Origin of the sequence: Streptomyces sp. NBC_00158 (assembly GCF_045160885.1) — a bacterium.
GTDB lineage: Bacteria > Actinomycetota > Actinomycetes > Streptomycetales > Streptomycetaceae > Streptomyces.
The window spans coordinates 1,998,813-2,022,997 of sequence record NZ_CP108161.1 but is presented as its reverse complement, the minus strand read 5'-3'; the positions used below and the strand labels follow the sequence as shown (position 1 = coordinate 2,022,997).

The following is a 24,185-nucleotide window of genomic DNA, read 5'->3' as shown; positions in this document are numbered from 1 at the left end:
GGCTACGCGCCGACCGTGCCGTCGATGGCCTCGCGGAGGAAGTCGGCGTGGCCGTTGTGGCGGGCGTACTCGTTGATCATGTGGAGCATCACCAGGCGCAACGAGGCCTCCTGCTCCCACCGGGGGACGTACACCGTCACCTCCAGGGACTCGGCGGCGGCTTCGACGGCGCGCGCGTGCTCCACCTCCGCCTGCCACGCGGCGAAGGCCTCGGCGCGGGTGGCGTCCGTCGCGTCGTAGGCGGCCTGGAAGTCGCGGTTCTCCGACCACAGGTGCGGTACGTCGGCGCCGCCGATCGTGCGACGGAACCACTGCCGCTCCACCTCGGCCATGTGCCGCACCAGCCCCAGCAGGGACAGGGTGGACGGCGGCGACGACTGCCGCCGCAGTTCCTCGTCGCCGAGCCCCTCGCACTTCCAGGCGAGGGTGGCGCGGTGGAAGTCGAGGTAGGCCCGGAGCGTCTCGCGCTCCCCGCCGGTCAGGGGCGGGCCTAAGCGTTCTGTTTTCTCCATGCCGCGATCCTCCCCCGTCTCCCCGGGCGCGCGAAACGCATTTGCGCCGGCCGGCCGGCGGCAGCGGCGCGGGCGGGTCAGGAGCGGGTGCCCTGCCAGATGTACGGGGTCGTCACGCCGAGCACGCCGAAGCCCAGGCGCTCCAGGATCGGGCGGCTGTCGTCCGAGGCGTCGACCTGGAGGTAGGGGATGTTCCGGGCCGCCGCCACACGGGCGCGGTGGGCCACCAGCAGACGGTAGATGCCCCGGCCGCGCCACTCCGGGGCGGTGCCGCCGCCCCACAGGCCGGCGAAGGCGCTGCCCGGCCGCATCTCCATCCGGGCCGCACTGACCGGGACGTCCCCGGCCATCGCCAGCACGGCCTCGATGGTGTCCGGCTCCTCCCGCAGCAGCGTGAGCATCTGCTCCCGGATCCGGGGGCGCTCCGTGCCGAAGGCCCGGTGGTGCACCTCCATCATCAGGTCCACCCCGGCCTCGTCCTTCACCACCTTCAGGGTGATCCCCTCCGGCGGCTCCACCGGCAGGGCGGCGAGGTCGGCCGTACGGGCGACCACCAGCGTCTCGGGCGCCTCCGGCACGAAGCCCGCCGCGAGCAGCCGGTCCCCGAGGTCGGCCGGGCCGTCGTGGGAGTACAGCTTCCACTCGAACTCCGGCCCGCCCTCCTCCTCCCCGCGCGCCCCGAAGTACGCCACCTGCGCCGCGATCTCCGCGTCCGCCGTCTCCTCGTCGAGGTCCGACCAGAGCACGCCGTTCCATCCGAGCCCCGGCACGGTCTGGCGTACGACCCGGCCCACCCGCTCCACCCGCGCGTGCGCGCCGTCGGGCTGCGCGTCGCGCCGCATCTCCGCGTCGTAGCGGTCGCGCACCTTCATCAGTTCATCAAGATCCATCGTCATGGGGGCCAGCTGACCAGGTGCGGGGCCGCGCGTACAACTGCATTAGCCTCACGACGTGACTGACGACTCCGCCATCTACACCGGCAAGGCCACCCCCGACGCCGCCGCCGACCGGGGCTGGCTCCTGGGCCACTTCAAGAGCCCCGGCGATCCCCGCCGCAGTGAGGACGTCGAGATCAAGTGGGGGGTCCACCCCAAGGGCGAGGAGCGCGAGCGGTGGGTCACCGGCGAGCGCCGCACCGCCCTCCAGGTACTGATCAGCGGCCGGTTCCGGCTGGAGTTCCCCGGCCGCACCGTGGTCCTCGCCGAGCAGGGCGACTACGTGGTGTGGGGGCGAGGCGTCGACCACTCCTGGCACGCGGAGGAGGACTCGGTGGTCCTCACCGTGCGCTGGCCCTCGCTCCCCGGCTACCGGGCCGACGAGCCGTCCGCCCCGGAGCACCAGTGACCAAGGTCCCGCATTCCCCCACGAGCCTGTGACGATGCACACGAAACCAGCCAACGATCACCAAAGGCTGGAATCGTGTCAATCGAGGTGTAGACCACCCTGGCCGCGGCGGACCTCGCGGCCGAACCTTCACAAGTCCACGAGTTCATGAGTTCTTTGCGTCGGGCCACCTCCCGGTGAAGATCCGAACCACCAGGGAGCACGTCCGTTGGCAGCAATCGCACGGTGGTGCCTGCGGCACCGACTGGTCACCGTCCTGATCTGGCTGCTCGCCCTCGGCGGGACCGCCGCGGCCGCCGGCGCGGCCGGCACCGCGTTCTCCAACGACTACGAGGTCCCCGGCACCGAATCCGCCAAGGCCCACGCCCTGCTGCGCGACGGCTTCCACGGCCAGGGCGGCGACACCGACACCATCGTGTGGCGGGCCCCGGACCACCGGACGGCACGCACCCCGGACATCGAACAGCGCATGACCCGGGCCCTGGACGCCGTCGCCGCCCTGCCCGGGGTGGCATCGGTCGCGAGCCCCTACGCACCGGGCCCCGCCGGCGCCGCGCAGATCAGCCCCGACGGCCGCACCGCCTACGCGGTGGTCACCTTCGACCGGCAGGCCGACTCCGTACCCAAGGCCCAGGCCAAGGCGGTCGTCACCACCGCGAAGAACGCCGACACCCAGGCCGACGGCCTCCAGGTCGAACTCGGCGGCCGCGCCATCGGCCTGACCGAGGCACCCGGCGCCCACCTCGCCGAGGTCATCGGCGTCGGCATCGCCGCCGTGGTCCTCTTCCTCGCCTTCGGCTCCCTCGCCGCGAGCCTGCTGCCCATCGCGACCGCCCTCGTCAGCGTCGGCAGCGCCTACTTCGGCATCACCCTCCTCGGGCACGCCATGCCCGTCGCCGACTTCGCCCCCATGCTGGGCACCCTCGTCGGCCTCGGCGTCGGCATCGACTACGCCCTCTTCATCGTCACCCGGCACCGCAAGGGCCTGGCGCGCGGCCTCACCGTCGAGGAAGCCGCCGCGAACGCCGTCGCCACCACCGGCCGGGCCGTCGTGTTCGCCGGCGCCACCGTCTGCATAGCCCTGCTCGGCATGCTGGTGTTGCGGCTGAACTTCCTCGACGGGGTCGCGATAGCCGCCTCCCTCACCGTGGTCCTCACCGTGGCGGCTTCCGTCACCCTGCTGCCCGCCCTCCTCTCGTACATCGGCATACGGGCCCTCTCCCGCCGCGAACGGCGCCGGCTCGCCGCCGAGGGCCCCCGGCCCGAGCAGCCCACCGGGTTCGCAGCCCGCTGGTCGGCCTTCGTGGAACGCCACCCCAAACCGCTCGGACTGCTCGCCGCGCTGGTGATGGCCGCGCTCGCGCTCCCGACGCTCTCGCTCCACCTCGGCACCTCCGACCAGGGCAACAACCCGGCCTCCTCCACCACCCGCAAGGCCTACGACCTGCTGGCCGAAGGATTCGGGCCCGGCGCCAACGGCCCGCTCAGCGTCGTCGCCCGGCTCGACGGCGCCGGCGACCGCGTCGCCTTCGAGCGGCTGACGGAAACACTGCGCACCACCGAGGGCGTCGCCTCCGCAGGCCCGGCCGTCTTCAACCGCAGCGGGGACACCGCCGTCCTCACCGTCGTCCCCGACTCCGCCCCGCAGTCCCGGGCCACGAGCGAACTGGTCGACACCCTGCGCCGGGACGCCATCCCCCGCGCCGGACACGGCAGCACCATGGACGCCCACGTCGGCGGCGTCACGGCCGGCTACGACGACTTCGCCGAGGTCATCGTCGGCAAACTGCCGCTGTTCGTCGGAGTGGTCATCGCGCTCGGCTGCGTCCTGCTGCTGCTCGCCTTCCGGTCCATCGGCATACCGCTCAAGGCCGCCGCCATGAACGTCGCCGCCGTCGCCTCCTCCTTCGGCGTGGTCGTCGTGATCTTCCAGTGGGGGTGGGGGAGCGAGCTGCTGGGCCTGGGCAGCGCCGGACCGATCGAGCCCTTCCTGCCGGTGATCATGGTGTCGGTGCTCTTCGGCCTCTCCATGGACTACCAGGTCTTCCTGGTCAGCCGGATGTACGAGGAGTGGCTGGAGACCGGTGACAACAGGCGGGCCGTCCGCGTGGGCCTCGCCGAGACCAGCCGGGTCATCAACTCGGCGGCCGTCATCATGATCTCCGTCTTCCTGGCCTTCGTGCTCAGCGGCGACCGGCTCATCGCGATGTTCGGCATCGCACTCGCCGCCGCCGTCGCACTCGACGCCTTCGTCCTGCGCACCCTGCTCGTCCCGGCGCTCATGCACATGCTCGGCGGGGCCAACTGGTGGATCCCCGCCTGGCTCGACCGCCGGCTGCCCCGCATCAGCATCGAGCCGCCGGAACGGACCGCTCCCCGTGCGACACTTCCGTCGCAGCGGCCGGAAACGGACCACACCGAACCGGCGGCCCGCACGCCCCGCTGACCGGTCACGAGCCGTAAGGAAGCAGAGATGTTCGCGATAGACCTGGCCGACGACGCCCAGCTGTTCCCGCTGGAGGTGTGGCACGCCGAGGAGTTCCTGGCGCACATGGACCGGGGACGCGAGTTCATCGGCCGGTTCATCGGCCTGCCGGACCGGGTCACCGACCTCGAATCGGCGCGGCACCTGCTCGGCTCCAAGGCGGAGGAGGCCGCCAGGGACGGCGCCCGGCTCTACGGCATCCGGGTCGAAGGCACCCTCGTCGGCGGGGTCCTCTTCCGGACCTTCGACGCCGCCGCCGGCAACTGCGAGGTCGGCTGCTGGCTGGAGCCCGCCGGGGCCGGCCGGGGCCTGGTCACCAAGGCCTGCCGGATCCTGATCGACTGGGCCTTCGACGTGCGCGGGATGCACCGCGTGGAATGGCACGTGGCCGCCGGCAACGAGAAGAGCATCGCCGCCGCCCAGCGCCTCGGGCTGACCCGGGACGGGGTCATGCGGCAGAACCACCTCCACCGCGGAGTCCGCCAGGACACCGAGGTCTGGGCCGTCCTCGCCCACGAACGGGCCGCCGCCCGCCAGGCGTAGCCACCACCGCCGGGGGCCCGCGGCCCCCGGCCGGCCGGGCTCCGCGCGACCTCTCAGGAACCTCTCAGAAACGCCGCCTACGGTGCCCGGCATGGACACCACGAAGACCCCCGTCCCGACCGCCACCGAAGCGGACGCGGACGCCCCCGAGGACAAGGCGGCCACCCCCGGGACGGCAGCCGCCGAACCCGCCGCGGACCTCGACCCCGAGCAGGCCGGCACCACCGAACCCGCCGACGGGGCCGACACTGACGACATCGACGACATCGACGAGGACGCCCCCGAACGGAGCACCGGCGTCGGAGCCGCCGCGACCGCCGTCGTCGCCGCGGGCCTCGGCCTCGTCGCCCTCAGCGGCAGCTGGGTCTCCCGCGTCGCCGCCGAACGCCAGACGCTCATCGGCCAGATCGAATCGGTCAGCGCGACCACCGCCAAGGAGAAGATCGCCGCCCTGTACGGCGACGCCTGGCACATGACCGCCCTCGTCAACGGTGTCCTCTCCACCCTCGCCCTCCTCCTCGCCGTCTTCGTCCTCGCCGGTCCCGCCTTCGGCGCCCCCGGCCGGGTCCACCCCACCTGGGTCCGCTCCGTCTCCTGGGCCGCGGTCGCCCTCGGCCTCCTCGGAGTCCTGCTCTTCGGCCTCATGTACTTCGACCTGCTGTTCCCGCTCCCCACGGCCGCCCAGTAGGCACCGCCTTACGGGAACTCCCGCCCGGCCTTAGGCCGCCCCAGCGCGGCTCAGGCCCCCCGGCCCCCGGCCTAAGGACCCGGGCACCGCAGAGATGCGGCATGAGCCCCATGTGCCGCACCCCTCTGGGACGCGAATCTTGGATCACACCGAACGAGGTGCCCGAGAAAGCAACCAGGGAGAACGAGATGTTCGAGTACGAGATCGCCACCGCCCGCCGCGCCGACCTCATCCGCGAGGCCGACCGGTACCGGGCCGTCCGCGAGGCCAAGCAGGCCGCCCGCTCCTCTCGGAGCCAGGAATCCGAGAGGACGGTGAGTCGCCACCGGGGTCTCTTCACCCGCGCCGCGTAACCCGCGCCGCGGACCACCGGAGACGGGGCGAGATGACAAGCGCAGCGATAACGACTGCCGCCCGACCGGACCTGTGTGCGATGCTCGGCGGCGTGGAGACCAGATCTGTCAGCCCGGTGTTCGTCGGCCGAGCCGACGAACTGGCCGCACTCGTGGACGCCCTGGGGCGCGCCGCCGACCAGGAGCCGCAGGCCCTGCTCATCGGCGGAGAAGCGGGAGTCGGCAAGACCCGGCTGACCGAGGAGTTCATCACGGAGGCCGCCCGCCGCGGCGCCGTGGTGGCGGTCGGAGGCTGTGTGGAGATCGGGGCGGAGGGACTTCCCTTCGCCCCCTTCTCCACGGCCCTGCGCGCCCTGCTCCGCAGCCTCCCCGACGAACTGGCCGAGGCCGCCGCCGGCCAGGAGGACGAACTCGCCCGGATCCTCCCCGAACTCGGCGAGACCCCCCGCGGCCCCCACGACGAGGAGAGCACCGCCCGGCTCTTCGAACTGACCGCCAGGATGCTGGAACGCCTCGCCGCCGACCGCACCGTCGTGCTCGTCCTGGAGGACCTGCACTGGGCGGACACCTCCACCCGGCACCTGCTCGCCTACCTCTTCCGCACCCTCGCCCGCGGCCGCCTCGTCCTCGTCGCGACCTACCGCGCCGACGACATCCACCGCCGCCACCCGCTGCGCCCGCTGCTCGCCGAACTCGACCGGCTCCGCACCGTCCACCGCATCGAGCTGTCCCGCTTCAACCGGGCCGAGGTGCGCCGCCAGCTCGCCGGGATCCTCGCCTCGCGGCCGGAGGAGAGCTTCGTCGACTCCGTCTTCGACCGCTCCGACGGCAACGCCTTCTTCGTCGAGGAACTCGTCGCCTCCCAGGAGAGCGGCTGCCGCACCGGGCTCACCGAATCCCTGCGCGACCTCCTTCTCGTCCGCGTCGAGGTACTGCCCGACGCCGCCCAGCGGGTGGTGCGCATCGTCGCCGAGGGCGGCTCCACCGTCGAGTACGCCCTGCTGCGCGCCGTGGTCCGGCTCGGCGAGGACGAACTCATCGAGGCCCTGCGGGCCGCGGTCGGCGCCAACATCCTCCTCGCCACCAGCGACGGCGACGGCTACCGCTTCCGCCACTCCCTGGTCCGCGAGGCGGTCAGCGACGACCTGCTCCCCGGCGAACGCGCCCGCGTCAACCGCCGCTACGCCGAAGCCATGGAAGACGACGAATCGCTGGTCCGCGCCGAGGAGCGGGTCATCCGGCTGGCCAACTACTGGTACGCGGCCAACGAGCCCGCCAAGGCCCTGCCCGCCGTCCTCGCCGCCTCCGTCACCGCCCGCCGCCGGCACGCCTACTCCGAGCAGCTCAGCCTGCTGGAACGGGCCATGGACCTGTGGGACAGCGTCCCCGACGAGGTCCGCGCCGACCTGCGCCCCGCCGACTACACCGAGGTCTACCCGCCCTGCGGCTGCGACCCGGCCACCACCCCGCTCCAACGCCTCGACCTGCTCGCCGAGGCCACCGTCGCCGCCCGCTTCGGCGGCGAACGCGAACGCGCCCTGAAACTCACCAAACTGGCCCTGCGCACCCTCGACGAGGACGGCGACGACCCGCTGCGCGCCGCCTGGTTCTGGACCGAACGCTCCCGCCTCGTCGCCAACCTCGGCCGGGGCGACGGCTGGCACGAGATCGCCACCGCCCAGGAACTGGTCAAGGGGCTGCCCCCGTCCCAGGTGCACGCCGACGTCCTCGTCCGGGCCGCGGGCTGGGGCATGCTCCACAACCCGGGCCCCGGCAACCTCGCCGCCGCCGAACGGGCCGTGGAGTACGCCCGCATGATCGGCGCCGAGGAGACCGAGCTCAACGCCCGGATCACCTACGGCTGCCTGCTCACCGACTCCGGCGACGGCACCACCGGCCTCGCCGAACTGCACGCGGTCAAGGACCGCGCCACCGAACTCGGACTCACCGTGGTCGCGGGTCGCGCTCACGTCAACATCACCTCTCAACTCGAATCCATGGGCCGGTCCCGCGAAGCCGTGGAACTGGCCGAACAAGGGGTCGAACTCGTCAGCAGGTCCCGGCTCCTGGACACCGAGGCCTGGGTCTGCGGGAACATGGCGGAGAGCCTGTACAGCCTGGGCCGCTGGGACGAGGCCACCGAAGCCGCCCGCCGCACCCTGCGCGTCGGCCAGAGCGCGGCCCCGCGCGGCTCCGCCTCCGCCCGCCTGGCCTACCTGGCCCTCGCCCGCGGCGAACTCACCGAGGCCGCCCAGCAGCTCGCCGCCGCCCACGCCCACTTCGGCACCCACGACCGCCAGCCCCAGCACCGGCTCCCGCTCTACCGGCTGGCCATCGGACTGGCCGACGGCGAGGGCCGCATAGCCGACGTCCGCGCCGAGACCGCCGACGCCGTGGCCCACGGCTTCCCGCTCGGCCAGCACCGCTACGCCTGGCCGCTGCTGCTGGCCTCCGCCTCCGCCGAAGCGGACGCCCGGGGCCTGCCGGTGGCCGACGCCGGCCGTGACGCCGCACTGGAGGTGCTGCGCACCGCCGCCCGGACCCTGGCCACCCCGGTCCCCCTGTGGGCCGCGCACGCCGAGTACCTGAGGGCAGAACTGCTCCGAGCCGAGTCCCGCGACACCGCCGCCGACTGGACCGCGGTCGAGGCAGCCGTACGCCCCCTCCAACGCCCGTACCTGCTCGCCCGGGCCCGCCACCGGCTAGCCGAGGCGCTGCTCGTCTCGGGAGGCGACCGCGAGACCGCCGCCGACCTGCTCCGCGACGCCCACGCCGCCGCCGACCGGCTCGGCTCGCGACGGCTGCGGGAGGACCTGGCCCTGCTCGCCCAGCGCGCCCGGCTCCCGCTGACCGCCGAGGAGGCCCACGCGGCCGCCCCGGTCCCCGACACCGACCCCATCGAGGCCCTGGGGCTGACCAGCCGCGAACGGGACGTCCTGCGGCTCGTCGCGGCCGGCAGCACCAACCGCGGGATCGCGGAGGAACTCTTCATCTCCCCGAAGACGGCCAGCGTGCACGTCTCGAACATCCTGGCCAAGCTCGGAGTCGCGAGCCGGGGGGAGGCCGCGGCCCTCGCCCACCGGCTGCACCTCTTCACCGCGCCGCTCACCCCGGCGGCGGCGCAGGCCCCCGCACCCGCGGCGGGACCCCGCTAGGCCGCGCCCCCGCCCCCGGCCGACCCGTCGGAACGGTCAGCGCCTTCGGCCCCTTCGGCCGCGCCGGGCTCGGGGACCTCGGCCGGGCGTATGAGCACCTTGCCGGAGTCGAGGTCTATGGGGCCCCGTCCCGGATCGCCGTCACCGACGTCGGTCCGGGACAGCTCCAGCCGCTTCTTCTCCTCGTGCGCGTGCTTGCGCCCCGGGTTGAAGAGCTCCTCGATCATGTTGAACACCGCGCTCGCCCCGCCTTCCGCCCCCTCCGGGGCCGCTCAGGTCACCGCACCGTCAGTTTCAGGATCCTGTCGTCGCCCGGCTCCGGCGACCCGCGCCCGTCCGTCTCGCTCGTGACCAGCAGCAGTCCGTCACCGCCGAGGGGCACCACCGTGCGCAGCCGGCCGTACTTCCCCTGGAGGAAGGCCTCCGGCTCCCCGGCCGCCGCGGTCCCCTTCAGAGGGATCCGCCACAGCCGCTCGCCCTTCAGCCCGGCCATCCAGATCGAGCCCTCCGCCCAGGCGATCCCGCTCGGCGATGCCTCGTCCGTCTTCCACACCGCCACCGGCTCACGGAAGCCCGCCTTGCCGCCCTTCCCCTTCCCCTCAGCCTCCGGCCAGCCGTAGTTGCCCCCGGGCTCGATCAGGTTCAGCTCGTCCCAGGTGCGCTGGCCGAACTCGGACGCCCAGAGCCGCTTGTCCCCGTCCCAGGCCAGGCCCTGCACATTGCGGTGCCCGTAGGAGTAGACGATCGAGCCGGCCTCCGGATTGCCCTGCGCCGGACGCCCGTCCGGGGTCATCCGCAGGATCTTCCCGCCCAGCGACTTCCTGTCCTGCGCCAGCGAGGTGTCCCCGGTCTCGCCGGTGCCCGCGTAGAGCATCCGGTCCGGGCCGAAGGCGATCCGGCCGCCGTTGTGGATGAGCCCCTTCGGGATGCCCCGCAACACCGTGTCGGGAGCGCCCAGTTGCTGCCCGGCCGGTCTCTGCTCGCCGTACCGCATCCGGGCGATGCGGTTGTCGGACTCGGTCGTGAAGTACGCGTAGACCATCCGGTCCGACGCGAAGTCCGGGGACAGCGCGAGGCCCAGCAGCCCGCCCTCCCCGCCGGGAGCCACCCCGGGAACCCGGCCGATCTGCGTCACCGCGCCCGTGTCCGCCCGCACCCGGCTGACGGTGCCCTTGTCGCGGGAGGCGACCAGCAGGTCCCCGCCGGGCAGGGGGGCCACGCCCCAGGGGGACTCCAGCCCCTTCGCCAGCTCGCCCGACACCGTCACCGACCCCTTCACGGGCGGCCCCGAGGCGTCCGCGGCCCCCGACGCCCCGGAGGACGCCGCTACCGGTGGCGGGGAGCCCGGCGGGGAACCGCCCGGCCCGGCCCGCTCGCCGTCCGGCGGGGAACACCCCGCCGCCAGCAGGACCCCGCACCCGGCCAGCGCGAGCCACGCGGGCACGCCCCGGCGCCGCGCGCGACCGCCCCCGTACCCCGGCGCCTCCCCGGCGCCCCGTACCGCCCCGCCCCTGTGGAACTGCCCGTACCGCATCGTCCCGCTCCCCTCCGGTCGTCCGTCCCCTGCCCGTGTCCTCCAGTCCTGCCCTTCACCCATCCCAACAGACCCGGCCGCTCCCGAAGTTCCACCCCTCGTACACCCGATCGAGTGGATTCGGGGGAGAGGGACGAGATCCGGCCGCCTAGTCCCAGGCTCCCACCGCCGCAGGCAGCGCCGCTATCTCGGCCAGCTCCGCACCCGTCAGCCGCACCTCCGCCGCCCGGGCGTTCTCCGCGGCCCACCGTGCTCGCTCCGCCCCCGGCACCGGCACCACGTGCGGCCCCTGCGCCAGCACCCAGGCCAGCGCCACCTGCGCCGCCGTCACCTCGGGCCCGTGCCGCCGGGCCACCCGCCGCAGCCCCGCCACCAGCACCTGGTTGGAGGCCATCGCGTCCGCGGTGAACCGCGGGTGCCGCGCCCGCACGTCAGCCTCCTCGAACCCCTGCCCCGGTGTCAGCGTCCCGGTCAGGAACCCGCTGCCCAGCGGCATCGCCGCCAGCATCCCCACCCCCCGCGCCGCACACCACGGCAGCAGCTGCCACGCCGCCTCCGGCGACCACACCGACAGCTCCGCCTGCACCGCCGTCACCGGGAACACCTGCTGCACCCGCTCCAGCTGCCGGAGCGTCGTCCGGTACCCCCGGTCCCCGCGCCGCCCCGCGCCCGGCCCGGCCCCCGCGCCCAGGGCGCAGAACCCCAGCGCCCGCACCTTCCCGGCCTGCACCAGCTCCGCCATGGCGCCCCAGGTCTCCTCCACCGGCACCTCCGGATCCACGCGGTGCAGCTGGTACAGGTCTATGACGTCGGTCCGCAGCCGCCGCAGCGAGGCGTCGCACGCCCGCCGCACGTACCCCGGCCGCCCGTCGGCCACCACGTGCCCCTCGCCCGCCCGCAGCCCCACCTTGGCGGACACGAAGGCCTCGGCCCGCCGCTCCCGCAGCACCCGGCCCAGCACCAGCTCGTTGGTGTAGGGCCCGTACAGATCGGCCGTGTCCAGCAGGTTCGCCCCCAGGTCCAGCGCCGTGTGCAGGGTGCTCAGCGATTCCTCGCCCCGCCGCCGAGAAGGCGCGTAGGCCCAGCTCATCGGCATGCAGCCGAGCCCTATGGCTCCCACCGTCAGCGGTCCCGACCCGATCGACCTGCGCTCCACCCCTGCGTCCCCCTTCCGGCCCGCTCCCGGTCCGGCCCTCAAACTAACGGCTTGATCCAGTTCCCTTCGCATAGCCTCGTGATCATGACTGCAACGACCGGGGACGTCTGGCTCCCCTTCCCGCCCGGAGAGGTCGACGGCCTCCCCGACTGCTTCCACTACCGCCAGTGGGACGGCGAGGACACCTTCCCGGCCGACCCGGCCGACTGCGTCTTCTACGTCACCCCGTACATGAAGTCCCAGGAGGTGACCCTGCGCCCGCTCCCGCGGATGCCCGGTCTCCGCGTGGTGCAGACCCTCACCGCCGGCATCGACCACGTCCTGCCCGGCCTCGGCCACCTCAGCCCCGGAGTGCGGCTGTGCAACGCCCGCGGCGTCCACGAGGCCAGCACCGCCGAGCTCGCCCTCACCCTGGTCCTTGCCTCCCTGCGCGGCATCCCCGGCATGGTGCGCGGCCAGGACCGCGAGGAGTGGCGCGGCGGCTTCTACGACGCCCTCGCGGACAGGTCCGTCCTGATCGTCGGCTACGGGGCGATCGGCGCGGCCGTCGAGGACCGGCTCGTCCCCTTCGAGTGCGGGCGGATCACGCGCGTCGCGCGCTCGGCCCGCACCGCCCCGCACGGGCCGGTCCACGCGCTGGCCGACCTCCCCGGCCTCCTCCCCGGAGCGGACGTCGTCGTCCTCACCACCCCGCTGACCGAGGACACCCGGGGACTCGTCGACTCCGCCTTCCTCGGGCGCATGAAGGACGGCGCCCTGCTCGTGAACGTCTCGCGCGGGCCGGTCGTCGACACCGCCGCCCTGCTGGCGGAACTGGACTCCGGCCGGCTGCGCGCCGCGCTGGACGTCACCGACCCGGAGCCGCTGCCCGCGGGCCACCCCCTCTGGCACGCCCCGAACGTCCTGATCACCCCTCACGTCGGCGGCAGCAGCTCGGCGTTCGAACCCAGGGCGAAGCGGCTCGTGGCCCGGCAGCTCACCCGGTTCGCCGCCGGGGAAGAGGTCCACAACACCGTCCTGATCAAGGACTGAGGGCGGCGCGTCCCGCACTTCGGGACGCCGCGCGGCTACGCTGGGCGACCAAGCGTGCGCGACCGGTGGCCAGGACCCCCCTCTTGGTGACGGAGCGTAGAGCAGCTATGTCGCTGAGTGACGAAAGTGGTGTATCGTCCGGAACAAGGGGCTGCGCCACGTACGTCTGGCGCTGGGGAGTGATCGGACACTTTGGGGGGCGACGGGCGATGTACGGCCAATGGACGAAGGATCCGATGCGGCAGGGCCGCCGCAGGCGGCGCTGCCGGGACTGGACCGCACCGGAACCGGCCGGCGAGGGGCACCGGTGAGCGCCCCGGGAGCAGCGCTGCTGACCCGGCCGCCGGTCACCGGCGGAGGCGGCCGGGGTCTCGCGGCGCAACTCCTCCTCGCGCTGGTCAGCGGCGGCTACGCCGTCGGAGCCGCCCTCGGCTGGGGATCGCCCGAACTCGCCAAGATCATGGGCGACTTCGGGCTCAGCGCCGCCGGATTACTGGCCGCCGTCTCCTGCTACCACTACGCCCGCGCGATCGACCGGCGCGAACGTCCCGCCTGGCTGATGTTCGCCTTCTCCTCGCTCATGGGCGGCCTGGGGAACGCCGTCTGGGGCTGGTACGAGGTGGTCCTCGGCCAGAAGGTCCCCGAGCCCTCGCTCGCCGACTTCGCCTTCCTCTGTTTCGCACCGCCCGCCATCGTGGGCCTGCTCGTCCTGGCCAAGCGCCCGGTCACCCGGGCCGGATGGGTCTGCCTCGGCCTCGACTCCTGGCTCATCGGCGGCTCGCTGCTGACCCTGTCCTGGAGCCTGGCCCTCGCCAACGCCGCCCGCACCGCCCAGTCGGGAGCCCCCGGCAGCGTGCCGCGCGCCGCGCTCTCGCTCGCGTACCCGCTCCTCGACATCGCACTCGTCTCGATGGTCCTGGTGCTGCACTTCCGGCGCTCGGCGAACAACCGCTCCGCGGTCAACACGGCCATCGCGGCCCTCGCCCTGACCGTCCTGAGCGACGCCCTGTTCACCTCGCCGCTGCTCAACACCACCTACAGCTCGGGGGAGATCCTCGACGCCGGCTGGTTCGCGGGCTCGCTGCTGCTCGCCTACGCCCCCTGGGGCGCCCGCCGGCCCGATCCCGTCCCGCGCCCCGCGCCGCCGCGCCCGGAGCGCCCGCACAGCCGCCCCATCACCGGCTCGCTGCCCGCGCTCACCCCGTACCTCGCGGCCGCCGTCTGCACCCTCGGCATCCTCTACAACGTCGTGGACGGCCGGAAGGTGGACCGCATGGTGGTCTTCACCGGCTGCACCGTCGTCCTCGCCCTCGTCATCCGGCAGGGCATCATGCTCCTCGACAACATCGCGCTCACCCAGGAACTGGCCCAGAAGGAGAACCACTTCCGCTCCCTGGTCCAGGGCTCCAGCGACGTCATCATGATCGCCGCGCCCACCGGGACCCTGCGCTACGTCAGCCCCGCCGCCGCCGGGGTCTACGGCCGGGAGGCGGAGGAACTGGTCGGCACCGAGCTCGCCGCCCTGATCCACCCCGACGACCTCGGCAGGGTGGTCCACGAGGTACGCCGCTTCCTGGCCGCCCCGCCCGCCGAGGAGCCCACCACCCGCATCGAGTGCCGGTTCAAGTCGGGCGGCGGCGAGTGGCTGAACGTGGAGTCCACCGTCAACCGCCACCAGGGCGGCCTCATCCTCAACAGCCGCGACGTCACCGAACGGGTCCGCCTCCAGGCCCAGCTCCAGCACAGCGCCGAGCACGACCCGCTGACCGACCTGCCCAACCGGGCCCTGTTCACCCGGCGCGTCCGCCAGGCCCTCACCGGACGCCGGGCCGGCGACCACAGCACCGCCGTGCTCTTCATCGACCTCGACGGCTTCAAGGCCGTCAACGACACCATCGGCCACCAGGCCGGCGACGAGCTCCTCGTCGAGGCCGCCCGCCGCCTCCAGGACGCCGTCCGGGCCGGCGACACGGCCGCCCGCCTCGGCGGCGACGAGTTCGCCGCCCTGATCCTCGGCGACGGCAGCCGCGACCGCAGCGCCCGCGAGTACCAGGTCCACGACATCGCCGACCGGCTGCGCGCCACCCTCTCCCAGCCCTACCGCATCGCCGGGAGCGAGGTCCGGGTGGCCGCCAGCATCGGCGTCGCCTTCGCCGACCCCGGCATCACCCCTTCGGACCTGATGCGCAACGCCGACCTCGCGATGTACCGGGCCAAGGCGGGCGGCAAGGACCGGGTCGAGCTGTACGCGCCCCAGATGCAGGCCGAGGTCGTGCGCAAGGCCGAGCTGGCCGGGCGGCTGCGCACCGCGCTGCACGAGGGCGAGTTCGCCCTGCTGCACCAGCCCGTGGTCTGCCTGGCCACCGGCGAGGTCGCCGCCGTCGCCGCGCAGGCCCGCTGGCGCTCCGCCCAGGGGATCCTGTTCACCCCGGCGGAGTTCCTCCGGGTGGCCGAACACACCGAGGGCGGTGCCGCCGCCGGCCCGGACGGCTCGCGCACCGCCGAACTGGGCCGTTGGCTCCTGGAGGAGGCCGTGGAGCAGGCCGCCGAGCGGCACCGGGCCGGGCACGACGTACCAGTGGCCGTCCGGATGACCGCCCAGCGGCTGCTGGACCGCTCCGCGCCCGCCGGCAGCGTGGAGGCCCTGCTGAGCCGCCACGGGCTGCCCACCGGGTCGCTGGTGCTCGAACTAGCCGCGTCCGACCCCAGGGTGCCCTTCGACGAGCTGGAGCGCCGTCTCACGGCCCTGCACCGGCTCGGGGTACGGATCGCCCTGGACGGCTTCGGCAGCGGCTACGCGGCCATCAGCGCCCTCCGGCGGCTCCCGGTGGACCTCCTCAAGCTGGACCGGGGCCTGGTCGAAGGGGTGGTCGAATCGGCCAGGCTGCACAAGATCACGGCCGGATTGTTGCGGATCGCAAACGACCTCGGCATGCAGTCCGTGGCCGACGGGGTGGACCTCCCGGAGCAGGTGCTGGCGCTGCGGGCGATGGGCTGCACCCACGGCCAGGGGGCGGCCTTCTCCGGACCGCTTGACGAATACAGGCTGCGGCGCGCGCTCGTGAGAGGTACGTTCCCAGTACCGGGCGGTACGGCCCAGCACGCCTTGGCCGGCGGCTCGTCCGGTGGCTCGATGGTCATCCGTAGAGGCTCAAATAATGAGACGCCCGTCCCACCCGCTTGACATCCACCTCCCGCCGGAGGGAGGGTCAATGCCATGCGCACCCGAATTCTCGTACTTGGAAAGCGCGTCGGCTGAAGCTGGGGCCTGCATGTCCCCGCTCGACACCACCGACGCGCTCCCCTCGCTTGCCACCCGGCACGAGGGGTTTTTTGTTGCACTGGCACACGCGTCCGGACCAGATCCGGACCACCCCCCGCTCCTCGTAAAACCCTCAGCTTCGAGAAGAGAATGCCGATGACCGAGCAGGCCTCCGGGGCCCACCATCCGCAGCCGCGGCCCCGTACGGGTGGGCACCACCAGCCCACCGCAGTTGAGCACGTCACGGGCGCGCAGTCCCTCATCCGCTCTCTCGAAGAGGTGGGGTGCGACACCGTCTTCGGTATCCCGGGCGGCTGCATCCTCCCGGCGTACGACCCGATGATGGACAGCAAGAAGGTCCGTCACATCCTGGTCCGCCACGAGCAGGGGGCCGGCCACGCCGCCACCGGCTACGCCCAGGCCACCGGCAAGGTCGGCGTGTGCATGGCCACTTCGGGCCCGGGCGCCACCAACCTCGTCACCCCGATCGCCGACGCGCACATGGACTCCGTCCCGCTGGTCGCGATCACCGGCCAGGTCTCCTCCAAGGCGATCGGCACCGACGCCTTCCAGGAGGCGGACATCGTCGGCATCACCATGCCGATCACCAAGCACAACTTCCTGGTGACCAAGGCCGAGGACATCGCGAAGACCATCGCCGAGGCCTTCCACATCGCCTCCACCGGCCGCCCCGGCCCGGTCCTCGTCGACATCGCCAAGGACGCCCTCCAGGCGAAGACCACCTTCTCCTGGCCGCCCAGCCAGGACCTGCCCGGCTACCGGCCGGTCACCAAGCCGCACGCCAAGCAGATCCGCGAGGCCGCCAAGATGATCGCCGCCGCCAAGCGGCCGGTCCTCTACGTCGGCGGCGGCGTCATGAAGGCCGGCGCCACCGCCGAGCTGAAGGTCCTCGCCGAGCTCACCGGCGTCCCGGTCGTCACCACCCTGATGGCCCTGGGCTCCATCCCGGACACCCACCCGCAGAACGTCGGGATGCCGGGCATGCACGGCGCCGTCACCGCCGTGACCGCGCTCCAGAAGTCGGACCTGCTGATCGCGCTCGGCACCCGCTTCGACGACCGCGTCACCGGCAAGCTGGACAGCTTCGCCCCCTTCGCCAAGGTCATCCACGCGGACATCGACCCCGCGGAGATCGGCAAGAACCGCGCCGTCGACGTCCCGATCGTCGGTGACGCCCGCGAGGTCATCGCCGACCTGATCCAGGCCGTCCAGGCGGAGGCGAACGAGGGCAACACCGGCGACTACACCGCCTGGTGGAAGGACCTCAACCGCTGGCGCGAGACCTACCCGCTGGGCTACGACCTGCCCGAGGACGGCAGCCTCTCGCCGCAGCAGGTCATCGAGCGGATCGGCCAGCTGGCGCCGAAGGGCACCATCTACGCGGCCGGCGTCGGCCAGCACCAGATGTGGGCCTCGCACTTCGTCAACTACGAGGAGCCCCGCACCTGGCTGAACTCCGGTGGCGCCGGAACCATGGGCTACGCGGTCCCCGCCGCGATGGGCGCCAAGGTCGGCATGCCGGAGCGCACCGTCTGGGCGATCGACGGCGACGGCTGCTTCCAGATGACCAACCAGGAACTGGCCACCTGCGCGCTGAACAACATCCCGATCAAGGTCGCGATCATCAACAACGGCGCGCTGGGCATGGTCCGCCAGTGGCAGACCCTGTTCTACAACCAGCGGTACTCGAACACGGTCCTGCACGCGGAGGAGACCGGCCACGACACCGTCGGCTCCCAGGTCGGCGAGTCCGCCTCCCCCCGCATGGGCACCCGCGTCCCGGACTTCGTCAAGCTGTCCGAGGCCATGGGCTGCGTCGCCCTGCGCTGTGAGGACCCGGCCGACCTGGACAAGGTCATCGCCGAGGCCAACGCGATCAACGACCGTCCGGTCGTGATCGACTTCATCGTCCACGAGGACGCCATGGTGTGGCCGATGGTCGCCGCCGGCACCTCCAACGACGAGGTCATGGCAGCCCGGGGCGTCCGCCCCGACTTCGGCGACAACGAAGACGACTGAGCCGAGAGAGCCTGAGAGAGAGAACGACTCACATGTCCAAGCACACGCTCTCCGTCCTGGTCGAGAACACGCCCGGCATCCTCGCCCGGATCGCCGCGCTGTTCTCCCGCCGCGGGTTCAACATCGACTCCCTCGCGGTCGGCGTCACCGAGCACCCCGACATCTCCCGCATCACCATCGTCGTCAACGTCGAGGACCTCCCGCTGGAGCAGGTGACCAAGCAGCTCAACAAGCTGGTCAACGTGCTCAAGATCGTCGAGCTGGAGCCGTCGAACGCCATCGAGCGCGAGCTCGTCCTGGTGAAGGTCCGCGCCGACAACGAGACCCGCTCGCAGATCGTCGAGATCGTCCAGCTGTTCCGCGCCAAGACCGTCGACGTCTCCCCGGAGGCCGTCACCATCGAGGCCACCGGCGGCACCGACAAGCTCGGCGCGATGCTCAAGATGCTGGAGCCCTTCGGCATCAAGGAACTCGTGCAGTCCGGCACCATCGCCATAGGGCGTGGCGGCCGGTCCATCACGGACCGCAGCCTGCGCTCCCTCGAACGCAGCGCCTGAGCCCCGCGGCCACCGGACCAGCCGCGCCGGATCCACGACGTGGCGGATCCACGGCGTGGCGGCTGACACGCCGGCCCGCATAGCGAGACCGAGAAACTCTCATTCCGTTCCCCGCCGTACGGTGGGAGCAACACCAGCGCACCAAGGAGATATCCCAGTGGCCGAGCTGTTCTACGAGAACGACGCCGACCTGTCCATCATCCAGGGCCGCAAGGTCGCGGTCATCGGTTACGGCAGCCAGGGCCACGCCCACGCGCTGTCGCTCCGTGACTCCGGCGTCGACGTCGTCGTCGGCCTCAAGGAGGGCTCCGGCTCCAAGGCCAAGGCCGAGGAGCAGGGCCTGAAGGTCCTCCCGGTCGCCGAGGCCGCCGAGTGGGCGAACGTCATCATGATCCTGACCCCGGACCCGCTCCAGGCCGAGATCTACGAGGCGTCCATCAAGGACCACCTGAAGGAGGGCGACGCGCTCTTCTTCGGCCACGGCTTCAACGTCCGCTACGGCTTCATCAAGCCCCCGGCCAACGTGGACGTCGCCCTCGTCGCCCCCAAGGGCCCGGGCCACCTGGTCCGCCGTCAGTACGAGGAGGGCCGCGGCGTTCCGTGCATCGCCGCCGTCGAGCAGGACTTCTCGGGCAGCGCCTTCGCCCTGGCCCTGTCGTACGCGGCCGGCATCGGCGGCACCCGCGCCGGCGTCATCAAGACCACCTTCACCGAGGAGACCGAGACCGACCTGTTCGGTGAGCAGGCCGTCCTCTGCGGTGGCGCCTCCGCCCTGGTCAAGGCCGGCTTCGAGACCCTGACCGAGGCCGGCTACCAGCCGGAGATCGCCTACTTCGAGTGCCTGCACGAGCTGAAGCTCATCGTCGACCTCATGTACGAGGGCGGCCTGGAGAAGATGCGCTGGTCGGTCTCCGAGACCGCCGAGTGGGGCGACTACATCACCGGCCCGCGCGTCATCACCGACGCCACCAAGGCCGAGATGAAGAAGGTCCTGGAGGAGATCCAGAGCGGCAAGTTCGCCGAGGAGTGGATGGCCGAGTACAAGGCCGGTCTGCCGAAGTACAACGAGTACAAGAAGGCCGACTCGGAGCACCTGCTGGAGACCACCGGCAAGAAGCTGCGCAAGCTGATGAGCTGGGTCGACAGCGACGAGAGCTGATCTCGTGAACGGCGGGGCCGGGACGGCGAGTCCCGGCCCCGCCGTATACCCGCTCCCCTCCGGCCCCGGCCGGAGAACACCGGAATGTAGCCCTCGGATAGGACGGATTGTCCACCCCGGCCAATCCCGGACGGGTGATCCTTCCGTACAGGCGGAAATCCGCACCCGATCCGCCACTACACTGCTCAACACAACGCGTCAGGCCCACAGTGTCGTGCGTCTTCCACGCGGCTACCCCCTCCACCGCCTGCGGCCGTCGGGACGGCCGTCCGCACTGGACTTGTGAGGACCCACGTGAGCTCGAAACCTGTCGTACTCATCGCCGAAGAGCTGTCGCCCGCCACGGTGGACGCGCTCGGTCCGGACTTCGAGATCCGGCACGTCAACGGCGCCGACCGCGCCGAGCTGCTCCCCGCGATCGTCGACGTGGACGCGATACTCGTCCGCTCCGCCACCAAGGTGGACGCCGAGGCCATCGCCGCGGCCAAGAAGCTGAAGGTCGTCGCCCGCGCCGGTGTCGGCCTCGACAACGTCGACGTCTCCGCCGCCACCAAGGCCGGCGTCATGGTCGTGAACGCCCCGACCTCCAACATCGTCACCGCCGCCGAGCTCGCCTGCGGCCTGCTCGTCGCCACCGCCCGCAACATCCCGCAGGCCAACACCGCCCTGAAGGACGGCGAGTGGAAGCGGAACAAGTACACGGGCGTCGAGCTCAGCGAGAAGACCCTCGGCGTCGTCGGCCTCGGCCGCATCGGCGTCCTGGTCGCCCAGCGCATGTCGGCCTTCGGCATGAAGATCGTCGCGTACGACCCCTACGTGCAGCCCGCGCGCGCCGCCCAGATGGGCGTCAAGATGCTGACGCTGGACGAGCTCCTGGAGGTCGCCGACTTCATCACCGTGCACCTCCCCAAGACCCCCGAGACCCTCGGTCTCATCGGGGACGAGGCCCTGCACAAGGTCAAGCCGTCCGTCCGCATCGTCAACGCCGCCCGCGGCGGGATCGTGGACGAGGCCGCGCTGTACTCGGCCATCAAGGAGGGCCGCGTCGCCGGCGCCGGCCTGGACGTGTACGCGAAGGAGCCCTGCACGGACTCCCCGCTCTTCGAGCTCGACCAGGTCGTCTGCACCCCGCACCTCGGCGCGTCCACGGACGAGGCCCAGGAGAAGGCCGGCATCGCGGTCGCCAAGTCGGTGCGCCTCGCGCTCGCCGGCGAGCTCGTGCCGGACGCGGTCAACGTCCAGGGCGGCGTCATCGCCGAGGACGTGCGCCCCGGCCTGCCGCTCGCCGAGAAGCTCGGCCGCATCTTCACCGCCCTCGCGGGCGAGGTCGCGGTCCGCCTCGACGTCGAGGTCTGCGGCGAGATCACCCAGCACGACGTCAAGGTGCTGGAGCTCTCCGCCCTCAAGGGCGTCTTCGAGGACGTCGTCGACGAGACGGTCTCCTACGTCAACGCCCCGCTGTTCGCGCAGGAGCGCGGCGTCGAGGTCCGTCTGACCACCAGCTCGGAGTCCCCGGACCACCGCAACGTGGTGACCGTCCGCGGCACCCTGTCGGACGGCCAGGAGGTGTCGGTCTCCGGCACCCTCGCGGGCCCGAAGCACCTCCAGAAGATCGTCGGCGTGGGCGAGTACGACGTGGACCTGGCCCTGGCCGACCACATGATCGTGCTGCGCTACACCGACCGCCCGGGCGTGGTCGGCAAGGTCGGCCAGCTGCTCGGCGAGGCCGGTCTGAACATCGCGGGCATGCAGGTCGCCCGTGCCGAGGAGGGCGGCGAGGCGCTCGTCGTCCTCACCGTCGACGCGGAGGTCCCGGTGGACGTCCTCGCGGCCATCTCCGAGGAGATCGGCGCCGCTTCGGCCCGTACGGTCAACCTCGTCTGACCGGCGCGCACGTGTGAAAGGGCCCGGGGTCGCCGACCCCGGGCCCTTTCGCGCGCCCGTCCACACCCGTACGCGGCTCAGCGCGCCGGTACCGGTTCGGCCGGGGCCGGCTCCGCCCCGGCGGGAGCCCCGCCCGTCCCGCCCCGCGTCAGGGCCGCCGCGAGCCCCGCCGCCGCGAGGAGCAGTACCGCACCGCCCCAGGCCGCGTACTGCATCCCGTGCACGAAGGCCTCCCGGGCCAGGGCCAGCAGCTGCCCGCCGGCCGCGCCCCCGGCCTGCCCGGCCGCGGCGACGGCGCCGCCCAGGGTCTCCCGTACGGCGGACGGCTCGCCCGCCAGGTCGGCGCGGTAGACGGCGGTGCCGAGGCTGCCCAGCAGCGCCATCCCGAGGGCCCCGCCGAACTCCTGGCCCGTCTCCAGCAACGAGGCGGCCGAACCGGCCTTCTCGGCCGGGGCCGTGGCGAGGGCCATGTCGGAGACCAGGGACATCACGCCGACGATGCCGGAGGCGAGCACCCCGGCGCCGGCCAGCAGCAGCCACAGGGAGTCGGTGCCCACGAGGGAGACCAGCCCGAACCCGGCGGCGGCGACGGCGAAGGACCCGGCGATCACCCGCGAGCGGTCGGTCCGCTGCGCCAGGGCGGCCGCGACCGGTGCGGCCGCGCCGATGAGCAGCGAGGGCGCCAGGCTCCACAGGGCGGCCTCCAGGGTGCCCATGCCGAGCACGGACTGCAGGTACTGGGTGGTGAAGTAGGCGGAGCCCATCATCGCGAAGGCGGCGACGGAGTTCAGGCCGATGCCCGCCCCGAAGCGGCGGTCCCGGAACAGTGCCCGGCCCACCATCGCGTCCTCGCGGCCGCGCTGGCGCCGGACGAAGGCGTACCCGAAGGCCAGGCCGGCCAGCAGGCAGGCGGCGTACAGCGGCTCGAAGCCCTCGGCGGCGATCTCCTTCAGCGCGTAGACCACGGGCAGTACGGCGGCCATGGACAGCGGCACGCTCAGCAGGTCGAAGCGGCCGGGGGCCGGGTCCTTGAACTCCGGTACCAGGACCGGGACCAGGACCAGCAGGAGCAGCATCGCGGGCACGTTGACCAGGAAGACCGAGCCCCAGTGGAAGTGCTTCAGCATCACCCCGCTGAGCACCGACCCGAGGGCGACACCGCCGGTCATGGCGCCGGACCAGATCCCGATGGCCTTGCCGCGCTGCCCGGGGTCCTGGAAGAGGTTGCGGACCAGGGCCAGCGTGGAGGGCATCAGGGTGGCGCCGCCGACGCCGAGCAGGACCCGGGCCGCGATGAGCATCGCGGCGCTGGTGGCGAAGGCGGCGGCGACGGAGGCGAGGCCGAAGGCGCCGGCGCCGATCAGCAGCAGCCTGCGGCGGCCGATCCGGTCGCCGAGCGAGCCCATCGTGATCAGCAGCCCGGAGAGGGCGAAGGCGTAGCTGTCGAAGATCCACAGCTGCTGGGCGGCGGTCGGGTCGAGCTCCCGGGTGATGGCCGGGACCGCGAAGTAGAGGACGGAGACGTCCATCGAGACCAGGAGCAGGGGCAGCAGCAGGACGGTGAAGGCCGTCCATTCGCGGCGGCCGGCGAGGTGTGCCGTGGCGGCGGGGTTCGTCATGAGCAGGAATGTACAAGCGTGTTGAACGCTTGTCTATGACGGATGTATGGAAAGTTCGTGTGGGACCTTCGTCTAGGACGCCCGTCTTGCTACGGTGGCGGCCATGGGACACAAAGAGGATCTGCTCGAAGGCGCGAAGAAGTGCCTGGTCGAGAAGGGGTTCGTACGCACCACGGCGCGCGACATCGTCGGCGCCTCCGGCACGAACCTGGCGTCCATCGGCTACCACTACGGCTCCAAGGACGCCCTGCTCACCCAGGCGTTCATCGCCCTGATGCAGGAGTGGGGCGAGAGCGCCTTCCAGGGCCGCCTGCCCGGTGCCGACGGCTCCGCGGAGCGCCTGCACGCCATGTGGGACGGCGTGCTCGCGCAGCACGACGAATCGGCGCCCGTCTGGGCGGCCAGCATGGAGGTCGCGCTGAGCGGTGACCGGCTGCCGCAGCTGCGCGGGATGCTCGCCGCCTCCCAGTCCGAGGGCCGCCGGGGCCTGATCTCGCTCTTCACCGGCACCCCGGAGGAGGAGCTCACCGAACGCGACGAACGCACCCTCGGCTCCGTCGTCCAGGCACTGCTCAACGGGCTGATGATCCAGTGGCTGCTCGACCCCGGAACCGCCTCCTCCGCCGAGGAGTTCACCGAGGGCCTGCGCCGGATCGCGCAAACCCTGACGGCGTCCCTCCCCGGCGGCTCCGCCGCGCCGGCGGGGGAGTAGCCCCTCGGGCGGTCGGGCGGTCGGGCCGTCGACCCGTCGACCCGTCGACCCGTCGACCCGTCGACCCGTCGGGTGGTCCGGGCGTCCGGTGATCGGGTGGTCGGCCCGTCGGGTGTCAGGCGGCGAGCCGTCGGGCGGTCAGGTGGCCGG

General features: G+C 72.6%; 19 protein-coding genes. 13 read left to right on the top strand and 6 right to left on the bottom strand.

Annotation, left to right across the window (positions count from 1 at the left end; genetic code table 11):
- Window positions 1-2: 2 nt before the first annotated feature.
- Both OG553_RS08930 and OG553_RS08925 read right to left on the bottom strand, forming a co-directional pair.
- Window positions 3-512, bottom strand: a complete 510-nt coding sequence (locus OG553_RS08930) for a DinB family protein (RefSeq protein ID WP_405978471.1) — start codon at window positions 510-512, stop codon at window positions 3-5.
- Between the two features lie 77 nt (window positions 513-589).
- The gene (locus tag OG553_RS08925; protein WP_405982993.1) at window positions 590-1,402 is read right to left on the bottom strand and encodes a GNAT family N-acetyltransferase; all 813 of its coding nucleotides are present in this window, start codon (window positions 1,400-1,402) and stop codon (window positions 590-592) included.
- A gap of 61 nt (window positions 1,403-1,463) precedes the next feature.
- Here OG553_RS08925 and OG553_RS08920 point away from each other — a divergent pair, with 61 nt between their 5' ends.
- The 6 genes from OG553_RS08920 (at window position 1,464) to OG553_RS08895 (ending at window position 9,080) form a co-directional block, all read left to right on the top strand.
- Window positions 1,464-1,856 carry a signal peptidase I gene (locus OG553_RS08920; protein WP_405978470.1) on the top strand — a complete coding sequence of 131 codons (393 nt, stop codon included), beginning with the start codon at window positions 1,464-1,466 and terminating at the stop codon, window positions 1,854-1,856.
- 208 nt (window positions 1,857-2,064) lie between these two features.
- Window positions 2,065-4,302, top strand: coding sequence for an MMPL family transporter (locus OG553_RS08915; RefSeq protein ID WP_405978469.1), 2,238 nt, complete (start codon window positions 2,065-2,067; stop codon window positions 4,300-4,302).
- 27 nt (window positions 4,303-4,329) lie between these two features.
- Complete coding sequence (locus tag OG553_RS08910; protein WP_405978468.1) at window positions 4,330-4,884, top strand: GNAT family N-acetyltransferase; 555 nt, start codon at window positions 4,330-4,332, stop codon at window positions 4,882-4,884.
- Between the two features lie 91 nt (window positions 4,885-4,975).
- On the top strand, window positions 4,976-5,572 hold the full coding sequence (locus OG553_RS08905) for a hypothetical protein (RefSeq protein ID WP_405978467.1): 597 nt from the start codon (window positions 4,976-4,978) through the stop codon (window positions 5,570-5,572).
- A gap of 158 nt (window positions 5,573-5,730) precedes the next feature.
- Entirely contained in the window at window positions 5,731-5,925 is a 195-nt protein-coding gene (locus tag OG553_RS08900; RefSeq protein ID WP_405978466.1) for a hypothetical protein, read from the top strand.
- A gap of 80 nt (window positions 5,926-6,005) precedes the next feature.
- Window positions 6,006-9,080: a helix-turn-helix transcriptional regulator gene (locus OG553_RS08895; protein ID WP_405982992.1), complete on the top strand. Its 3,075-nt coding sequence runs from the start codon at window positions 6,006-6,008 to the stop codon at window positions 9,078-9,080.
- Here OG553_RS08895 and OG553_RS08890 read toward each other — a convergent pair.
- From OG553_RS08890 to OG553_RS08880, 3 genes are all read right to left on the bottom strand, one after another.
- Window positions 9,077-9,307, bottom strand: a complete 231-nt coding sequence (locus tag OG553_RS08890; protein WP_405978465.1) for a DUF6191 domain-containing protein — start codon at window positions 9,305-9,307, stop codon at window positions 9,077-9,079. The two genes, OG553_RS08895 and OG553_RS08890, sit on opposite strands and share 4 nt — an antisense overlap.
- Before the next feature lie 50 nt (window positions 9,308-9,357).
- Window positions 9,358-10,614 (bottom strand): PQQ-dependent sugar dehydrogenase, encoded by a 1,257-nt coding sequence (locus OG553_RS08885; protein WP_405978464.1) that lies wholly within the window; start codon window positions 10,612-10,614, stop codon window positions 9,358-9,360.
- A gap of 148 nt (window positions 10,615-10,762) precedes the next feature.
- A complete protein-coding gene (locus tag OG553_RS08880; RefSeq protein WP_405978463.1) occupies window positions 10,763-11,770 on the bottom strand; it encodes an aldo/keto reductase in 1,008 nt (335 codons plus the stop codon).
- A gap of 84 nt (window positions 11,771-11,854) precedes the next feature.
- On the opposite strand from OG553_RS08880, the gene OG553_RS08875 reads away from it, so the two are divergent.
- The 6 genes from OG553_RS08875 (at window position 11,855) to serA (ending at window position 21,704) form a co-directional block, all read left to right on the top strand.
- Window positions 11,855-12,802, top strand: coding sequence for a 2-hydroxyacid dehydrogenase (locus OG553_RS08875; protein WP_405978462.1), 948 nt, complete (start codon window positions 11,855-11,857; stop codon window positions 12,800-12,802).
- A 307-nt stretch (window positions 12,803-13,109) separates the two neighbouring features.
- A complete protein-coding gene (locus OG553_RS08870) occupies window positions 13,110-15,986 on the top strand; it encodes a putative bifunctional diguanylate cyclase/phosphodiesterase (RefSeq protein WP_405978461.1) in 2,877 nt (958 codons plus the stop codon).
- Window positions 15,987-16,214: 228 nt separating this feature from the next.
- A complete protein-coding gene (locus tag OG553_RS08865; protein WP_405978460.1) occupies window positions 16,215-18,104 on the top strand; it encodes an acetolactate synthase large subunit in 1,890 nt (629 codons plus the stop codon).
- Window positions 18,105-18,136: 32 nt separating this feature from the next.
- Entirely contained in the window at window positions 18,137-18,661 is a 525-nt protein-coding gene (gene ilvN / locus OG553_RS08860; protein ID WP_405978459.1) for an acetolactate synthase small subunit, read from the top strand.
- A 157-nt stretch (window positions 18,662-18,818) separates the two neighbouring features.
- Window positions 18,819-19,820 carry a ketol-acid reductoisomerase gene (gene ilvC, locus OG553_RS08855; protein WP_405978458.1) on the top strand — a complete coding sequence of 334 codons (1,002 nt, stop codon included), beginning with the start codon at window positions 18,819-18,821 and terminating at the stop codon, window positions 19,818-19,820.
- Window positions 19,821-20,114: 294 nt separating this feature from the next.
- Window positions 20,115-21,704 carry a phosphoglycerate dehydrogenase gene (serA, locus tag OG553_RS08850; RefSeq protein ID WP_405978457.1) on the top strand — a complete coding sequence of 530 codons (1,590 nt, stop codon included), beginning with the start codon at window positions 20,115-20,117 and terminating at the stop codon, window positions 21,702-21,704.
- Window positions 21,705-21,781: 77 nt separating this feature from the next.
- Here serA and OG553_RS08845 read toward each other — a convergent pair whose 3' ends face one another.
- Window positions 21,782-23,323 (bottom strand): MFS transporter, encoded by a 1,542-nt coding sequence (locus OG553_RS08845; protein ID WP_405978456.1) that lies wholly within the window; start codon window positions 23,321-23,323, stop codon window positions 21,782-21,784.
- Between the two features lie 103 nt (window positions 23,324-23,426).
- On the opposite strand from OG553_RS08845, the gene OG553_RS08840 reads away from it, so the two are divergent.
- Window positions 23,427-24,035 (top strand): TetR/AcrR family transcriptional regulator, encoded by a 609-nt coding sequence (locus OG553_RS08840; RefSeq protein ID WP_405978455.1) that lies wholly within the window; start codon window positions 23,427-23,429, stop codon window positions 24,033-24,035.
- Window positions 24,036-24,185 lie beyond the last annotated feature (150 nt).